This is a genomic window from Streptomyces bobili (genome assembly GCF_002154575.1).
Classification (GTDB): domain Bacteria; phylum Actinomycetota; class Actinomycetes; order Streptomycetales; family Streptomycetaceae; genus Streptomyces; species Streptomyces bobili.
In genome coordinates, this window is record NZ_MUBA01000862.1 from 1 (window position 1) to 1,726 (window position 1,726).

The window sequence follows — 1,726 nt, forward strand, 5'->3', positions numbered from 1 at the left end:
CCCCCACCCCCGCGCCGACCTCGTACAAGGCCTACCGGGCACGCCGTGACCAGCAGGCCAAGTGGGAGCGCCGCTACGCCCGCGAGCGCGGCACCCGCTAGGCACCCCGCGCCCCGCACAGGCCGGGGGCACCCAACCCGCGGGCGCCGCCCGCACCGGGAATTCCCGTGCACTGTCGCGCCGCTGCCCCGCACCGGGCGGCGGCGCGAACGGGCAGCGGGAGCCGTTCTTGTCAGCGCCGACCCGTCGTCGCGCGTATCCGCGCCGCCCGCTCCCTCAGCCGCTCGTCCGGATCGTCCCGCACCGTGACCAGCGCACGCTGCCGCAGGTCACCGCCCCGCTCCAGCAGCAGCCGGAACGCGGCCCGCCGTACATGAGCCGGCCGCCCGATGCCGAGCCGCTCCACGAGCCACTCCTCGGGCACCAGCTCCGCCGACGGCAGCACCGCGAGTGTCACCTCCCGCACCACCCCGGCCACCGGATCGTCCAGCATCGGCCACAGCCGCCGTACGTCCGCCGCGTCCAGCAGCCGCAGCCCGGCCACCGCCTGCGCCCGGACCGCCCCGACGGGATGCCCCAGCAGCGGCCACAACAGCACGGCGTCCGCCCGCTCCCCGCACTCCGACAGCCCGACCGCGGCGCCCGGCGGCAGCGCGGGGTCACCCGGATCGGCGCACCGGTCCCGGTGCCAGGCCAGCGGATCCATGCCGCCCTGCCGCACCACGTACCGCGCACAGGCCCGCACCAGCCCCGACCGATCGGCCAGAAAGACCGTGGCCTCCTCGGGCCGCCCGGCAGGCCGAAGCGCGGTGACCCCGGCGGAACGTACCCGCGGACTCCGTGCCGCGAGCAACGGACCGAGCACGTCGTCGTAGGCCCCGCTCTCCCGTACGGCGGCCAGCGCGCCCTCCGCACACAGGCTCTGTACGACCGCGTCGGCGTCCCGGGCGGCGACGCGCGCCAGCTCGGCCGGGGAGAGGAGCCGCTGCTCGACGGCCCGTCGGTACGCGTACCGACGGGTGAGACGGTCGGCGGTGATGTACAGCGGAGCGAGCAGCGCACTCGGGGCCCCGAGCAGCAACCCGTCGGCCAGCTCGGCGGCGAACCCCCCGTGCTGCCGGCGCTCGACACGCAGGATCAGCGGAAGCAGGCCGACCGCCCGCCCGGCGTCGAGCAGCTCGGCCAGCCGGTGGCGCGCCGCCACCCGTACCGGCTCCACCCAGTCCGCACACCGCAGCACCAGAAGCGGCAGCAGCACGGGATGATCCACGACCCGCCCCAGCACAGCCGCGCGGATCCGGCCGTCACGGTGACACAGCGCGAGAGCGACCTGCCCCTCGGCGAGCACCGCACCGGACCGCACGGCGGCGGACAACGCCCGCGACCCGTCGACCCGCTCCCAGAGGGGCAGGCCAAGGGTCGGGTGGTACCACTCGTCCCACCGGACCCCCGCGTCGAACCGGATCCAGGAATCGGGAACCTCCGCGTCGAGGACCTCCCGCAGCGCCGCGCCCTGCGCGAGTCGTCCGGCCGCCGCCGCTCCCCGCGGGTGGTCGATGTGCACGCGTCAGCGCTAGTACGACGCCTGGAACCGCGAGTACCCCAGCAGCAGGATCACCGCGATCACGCAACCGAGCACGATCGCCGTCGACGACCATGACGACCGGCGGGGTGTCCTCGGTCCGGGGGCGGCGCGGAAGGGCTGGGGCTCGGGCGGGTTCTCCTT

At 76.0% G+C, this 1,726-nt stretch carries 1 protein-coding gene and 1 pseudogene; both read right to left on the bottom strand.

Going from position 1 to position 1,726, the window contains the following annotated elements; all coding sequences use genetic code 11:
- Nucleotides 1-232: 232 nt before the first annotated feature.
- On the bottom strand, nt 233-1,564 hold the full coding sequence (locus tag BZL64_RS38295; RefSeq protein WP_244205805.1) for a hypothetical protein: 1,332 nt from the start codon (nt 1,562-1,564) through the stop codon (nt 233-235).
- A gap of 9 nt (nt 1,565-1,573) precedes the next feature.
- Nucleotides 1,574-1,726, bottom strand: a pseudogene (locus tag BZL64_RS42360) (SCO2583/SCO2584 N-terminal domain-containing protein); the annotation flags it as partial.